The sequence below is a fragment of the Pseudoalteromonas sp. Isolate6 genome (genome assembly GCF_022398435.1).
In the GTDB taxonomy this organism is placed as follows: domain Bacteria; phylum Pseudomonadota; class Gammaproteobacteria; order Enterobacterales; family Alteromonadaceae; genus Pseudoalteromonas; species Pseudoalteromonas galatheae.
The window spans coordinates 1-5,864 of record NZ_JAKEVK010000252.1; the positions used below are offsets into that span (position 1 = coordinate 1).

Annotated in this window: 3 protein-coding genes; 2 read left to right on the plus strand and 1 reads right to left on the minus strand. The window is 40.9% G+C overall.

Annotated features, from left to right (window positions below; translation table 11 throughout):
- Positions 1–1,142 precede the first annotated feature (1,142 nt).
- Entirely contained in the window at positions 1,143–2,498 is a 1,356-nt protein-coding gene (locus tag L1D50_RS20875) for a 3-deoxy-7-phosphoheptulonate synthase class II (RefSeq protein WP_128727064.1), read from the plus strand.
- 31 nt (positions 2,499–2,529) lie between these two features.
- Here L1D50_RS20875 and L1D50_RS20880 read toward each other — a convergent pair whose 3' ends face one another.
- Positions 2,530–3,339, minus strand: coding sequence for a pyruvate, water dikinase regulatory protein (locus L1D50_RS20880; protein WP_128727065.1), 810 nt, complete (start codon positions 3,337–3,339; stop codon positions 2,530–2,532).
- A 143-nt stretch (positions 3,340–3,482) separates the two neighbouring features.
- Here L1D50_RS20880 and ppsA point away from each other — a divergent pair, with 143 nt between their 5' ends.
- On the plus strand, positions 3,483–5,858 hold the full coding sequence (ppsA, locus tag L1D50_RS20885) for a phosphoenolpyruvate synthase (RefSeq protein ID WP_128727066.1): 2,376 nt from the start codon (positions 3,483–3,485) through the stop codon (positions 5,856–5,858).
- Positions 5,859–5,864: the final 6 nt, after the last annotated feature.

A 5,864-nucleotide genomic window follows, 5' to 3' on the forward strand; every position in this document is an offset into this window, starting at 1 on the left:
ATCATATAGTTTTTACACCTGAATTCATGGTCTGATCGTCAAAGAGCAAAGTAGACAGAGATCTTTTCAAGCGTCTGAACAGCTTGTTTGCGAACGAGTCAAGCTAGATTAGCTAACTGTTCATGGAAAAATACCTCTGAAACTAACTGGCCAGAAAATAGCTATTAAGCGAGTAACCTTATGCCCAATTATATTAGGCAAAGTGATTAGCTGTAAGAATAAAGGTCGTTGTGTTAGATATCAATAAAAGAATGAGGGGCAAGAGTAAACTCAGTAGTACTACGTAATCAATATCACCTTTTTGACAGTAGAGTTTTATTTTTATCTAGTGATAGATTGTTCGGCGTTCTCGCCGTTTCAATAAGATAGCTTAATCAAGAAAACTTATTTTAATAGTCCAGCGCACTGAAGAGAAATCTCCCCTATTTTTCAGCATTGAGCTCTCATTGGAGGAGAGGGCTGTTGGAAGTACCTATACGTGTTAATGCTTCCAAAAACTATATAGCACATGTGGTTAGTACTCATAGCAATCACTATAGACTCATTTTTTCTTGCTTCCTTCCTACTCATAAAATACGACGAGTCACTACCCAGTGACTTATAGCTGACTTGAAGAATTACTAGTCTGAACTTAAACAAATATCAATTTAACATAATAATAAGCTAAAGTCAGTGTATCGTCTTTGTATATAAATGCTCTGTAAGATGATTTGCTGAAGAGGTAGGGTAGGAGCCTGCTTGCTCTCAAATTCTTGAATTGACCTCTAATCAAGGAACTCAAAGTGAAAAACAAGATGTCGACAAGATTATATTTGATATCGATTCCAGGGTCTTCAATTCACTCTAAATACCTGATGATACTCATTATAGCGAATAAAGATCAGCTGATAAAAGTCTGATAGTTGCCAACTTTAGGTCTGCTTTTTTGCTAGCTGGAAAGATGTATTAAAAATCACCTTATTTTAAGAAGCCTAGTACTGCGATTAATTTGTAGAACAGTTTTAGCTAAAGTGTCATTACATTAAATTATATAAAGTATGATGTGTTCTTTAGCAAAACAAACTAAAGTTTTTCCTTGATGAATAAGGGGGCTTGGGGTACTGTTCAATGGTGGTAACACATATTGGAATGAGGAAAATACAATGGCTAATTGGAGCCCAAATAGCTGGAGAGATAAACCTATCTTGCAGCAACCTGAATACCCAAATTCAGAAAAGTTAAAATCAGTTGAAAAAGAACTAAATTCAGCACCGCCGCTCGTTTTTGCAGAAGAGACGCGAAGCTTGTATAAAAGCCTAGCAGATGTTTGCGAAGGTAAAGCTTTTATATTGCAAGGTGGTGATTGCGCAGAATCGTTTTCAGATTTTAGTGCCGCTAATATTCGTGATACGTTCAAGACACTTTTGCAAATGGCTGTCGTATTAACATATGGCGGTAAATGCCCGGTAGTTAAGATTGCTCGAATGGCAGGGCAATATGCTAAGCCCCGTTCTTCAGATTTCGAGACTATTGAAGGTGTTTCTTTACCTTCATATCGTGGTGATATCGTTAATAGTTTTGAGTTTACGGAAGAAGCACGTATCCCAGATCCTGATAGATTGATGAAAGCATATCACCAGTCTGCAGCAACACTTAACCTACTTCGCGCGTTTGCACAGGGTGGTCTTGCAGATCTGCATCAGGTAAATCGCTGGAATATGAGTTTCGTAGCTGCAAATCCGTTAAAAGACAAATTTCAACAACTCGCGGAGCGTATTCAAGAAGCACTTGAGTTTATGGAGGTTTGTGGCATTGATTCAACAGTAGCACCAAGCCTGAAGGAAACTCCGCTTTATACCTCACACGAAGCGCTATTGTTAGGTTATGAAGAAGCCTTAACTAGACGAGACCACTTATCTGGGGACTGGTACGATTGTTCTGCTCACTTTGTTTGGATTGGTGAACGTACTCGTCAATTAGATCACGCTCATATCGAATTTTTCCGTGGTATTAAAAACCCTATTGGCGTAAAGGTTGGCCCTGGGATGCAAGAAGATGAGTTAATTAAACTTGTCGATGCGCTTAACCCTGATAATATTCCTGGTCGTCTAACACTTATCACACGCATGGGTGCAGATGTGCTGCCGGAAAAGCTGCCTAAATTAGTTCGTAGAATTCAAGAAGAAGGCCGCAAAGTTATTTGGACTTCGGATCCGATGCACGGAAACACTGAAAAAGCGACGACTGGATATAAGACACGTAGTTTTAACAATATCCTGAGAGAAATCAGTCAGTTCTTCGCAGTGCATAAAGCTGAGGGTAGCTATCCTGGTGGTGTGCACTTAGAAATGACAGGGCAACACGTCACTGAATGTGTTGGCGGTGCCTACGGTCTATCAGACGAGGACTTATCTCAGCGTTACCGCACCCAGTGTGATCCGCGTCTAAACGCAGACCAAGTTTTAGAGCTAGGCTTTTTAGTTGCAGATCTACTTAAAGATGCTCGCAAAACAGTATAAATAACAAACAAAAGGCCGCATTGCGGCCTTTTTAGTACTTATGGCGCTTTAGACCTGTTTCAGAAATAATCTTTGCTGATATTTCCTCAACGGAATAACGTGTGCTGTTCAAGTAAGGCGTTTTATTCTTTTTAAATAGCATCTCAACTTCTTTGACTTCAATACGGCATTGTCTGATTGATGCGTACTTTGAGTTTGCCATCCTCTCCTGCCTTATTGCAGCTAACCTTTCTGGCTCTATGGTTAAACCAAACAGCTTACCTTTATATTTATCCAAACATTTAGGTAGTCTTCCACTTTCTAAATCATCTTCCGTCATTGGGTAATTCGCGGCTTTGATCCCATATTGCAATGCTAAATATAAGCTAGTTGGCGTTTTACCGCTGCGGCTGACACCTACCAATATGATGTCTGCCTCGTCATAATCTTTAATATTTGCGCCGTCATCATTTGCAAGTGCGTAGTTAACTGCATCTATTCTAAAATCATAAGAAGATTCGTGAATGCTATGCGTGCGGTGCATTTTGGGCACCGGCTGAACTTTTAGCTCTCTTTTTACTATTTCGCTCGCATAAGATAAAAAGTCGTAACAAACCCCTTGCGACGATAAAATAATATCGGACAATTCTGGATTAACGAATGTAAAAAACACCAACGGCTTCTCACCTGAACTTTCAGCGACAGAGTCTATTAATTTTTTGATTTCATTTGCTTTTTTTGTTGTCTCTACAAACGGTATCGTTTGGTGATTAAATTCTACAGGGAACATTGAAAGCGTTGCGTGACCAAACACTTCAGAGGTGATAGCGGTGCCATCGGAAATATAAAATGCTGTTCTCATTTTGCTATTATTCATTCAGAAATTGTTGAAAATAAGCCATCGCGGTTTACGAAGACTGCCTTACCGTTGTAGAATGCCCTTGACCAAGTGGAAAGGTCAATTAATCTCTCACATTTAATACAATTTGTTTTGGAGACAGTTCCGTGCAAGACTACGTTCTCTGGTATCAAGAGTTGGGTATGCAAGATGTACCTCGAGTTGGTGGTAAAAACGCTTCTCTAGGTGAAATGATATCTAACCTTGCTAACGCTGGTGTACAAGTACCTGGTGGATTCGCAACAACAGCTGATGCGTTTAATGAATTTCTTGAGCAGTCAGGCCTCAATGAAAAAATCCACTCAATCCTAGATACTCTCGATGTTGACGATGTCAACGAATTAGCCAAAGTCGGCACCCAAATTAGACAATGGGTTATCGATACACCATTCCAACCAGAATTAGATAAAGCAATCCGTGAGGCATATAGCCAGTTACACGGTGACGCAAGCCAAGATGTCTCCTTTGCTGTTCGTTCATCAGCAACAGCAGAAGATATGCCAGACGCCTCCTTCGCTGGCCAACAAGAAACTTTCCTAAACGTTCGTGGCATAGATGCCGTAATGGTCGCCATCAAGCATGTTTTTGCTTCGCTATTTAATGACCGTGCTATTTCTTATCGAGTACACCAGGGCTATGATCACAGAGGCGTCGCGCTTTCTGCCGGTATTCAGCGTATGGTGCGTTCAGACAAAGCATCGTCTGGTGTTATGTTCTCAATAGATACTGAATCAGGCTTCGAAGATGTTGTTTTTGTTACTTCTAGCTATGGTTTAGGTGAGATGGTAGTTCAGGGCGCAGTGAACCCAGATGAATTTTATGTTCATAAGCCAACTCTAGCAAAAGCAAAACCTGCAGTTCTTAAGAGAAATATAGGCTCAAAAGCAATCCAAATGATCTACTCAAGTGATGAGTCTCACGGAAAGCAAGTTGAGATTGTTGATGTAGACTCAGCACTATCTAACCAATTCTCGATTACAGACGCAGAAGTAGAAGAATTAGCAAAACAAGCTGTTATTATCGAAAAGCACTACGGTCGTCCAATGGATATCGAATGGGCGAAGGATGGTAATGACGGTAAGCTTTATATCGTTCAAGCCCGTCCAGAAACCGTTCGTTCAAACGAAGATGCGAACGTAATGGAGCGCTTCCAGCTAAAGTCAAAGTCTGAAGTTATTGTTGAAGGTCGTGCAATCGGTCATAAGATTGGTTCAGGCGTAGTTAAAGTCCTGTCTTCAATTGATCAAATGGACTCGGTAAAGCAAGGCGATGTACTTGTTACTGATATGACGGATCCTGATTGGGAACCTATCATGAAGCGTGCCTCTGCTATCGTAACGAATCGTGGTGGTCGTACTTGTCACGCAGCAATCATTGCTCGTGAGCTAGGGATCCCAGCAGTAGTTGGGTGTGGTAACGCAACCGATTTGATCACTAATGGCGACACGGTAACAGTATCATGTGCAGAGGGCGATACAGGTTATATCTATAAAGGTGAACTTGAATTCGATGTTATTTCTTCTCGCATCGATTCAATGCCAACTATTCCGATGAAGATAATGATGAACGTAGGTAACCCAGATCGCGCATTTGATTTTGCGAAGTTACCACATGCAGGTATCGGTCTTGCGCGTCTTGAATTTATCATCAACCGTATGATTGGTATTCACCCTAAAGCACTACTTCATTTTGATAAGCAAGATGCAGAGCTACAGGCTGAAATTAAAGAGCTAATCGCAGGATATGAATCACCAGTAGAGTTCTATATCAGCAAGCTAGTTGAAGGTATTTCTACGCTAGGTGCGGCATTTGCTCCGGAGCGTGTAATCGTTCGCATGTCTGACTTTAAGTCAAACGAGTATGCAAACTTGGTTGGCGGTCAGCAGTATGAGCCTGAAGAAGAAAACCCAATGATTGGTTTCCGCGGCGCATCCCGTTACATTTCCGAAGACTTTAGAGAGTGTTTTGCATTAGAGTGTGAAGCTATCAAACGTGTTCGTAATGAGATGGATTTAACTAACGTTGAAATCATGATCCCATTCGTTCGTACCCTAGAAGAAGCAGCTCAAGTTATTGAAATTCTTGAAGCTCATGGTCTAAAACGCGGCGAGAATGGTCTAAAAGTCATCATGATGTGTGAACTGCCATCAAACTGCCTGCTTGCTGAAGAATTTTTAGAATATTTCGATGGCTTCTCGATAGGTTCAAATGACCTTACCCAATTAACACTTGGTCTGGACCGCGATTCTGGCCTTATTGCACATTTATTTGATGAGCGAAACCCGGCTATCAAAAAACTGCTTTCAATGGCAATTCAAACCGCTAAGGCGAAGGGCAAATATGTAGGTATTTGTGGTCAAGGCCCATCGGATCATGAAGATTTCGCAGCTTGGTTAGTTGAAGAAGGAATTGATTCTGTCTCACTTAACCCTGATACAGTACTTGAAACGTGGCTTTATCTAGCTGAGAAGTTTAATAAATAATTTAAT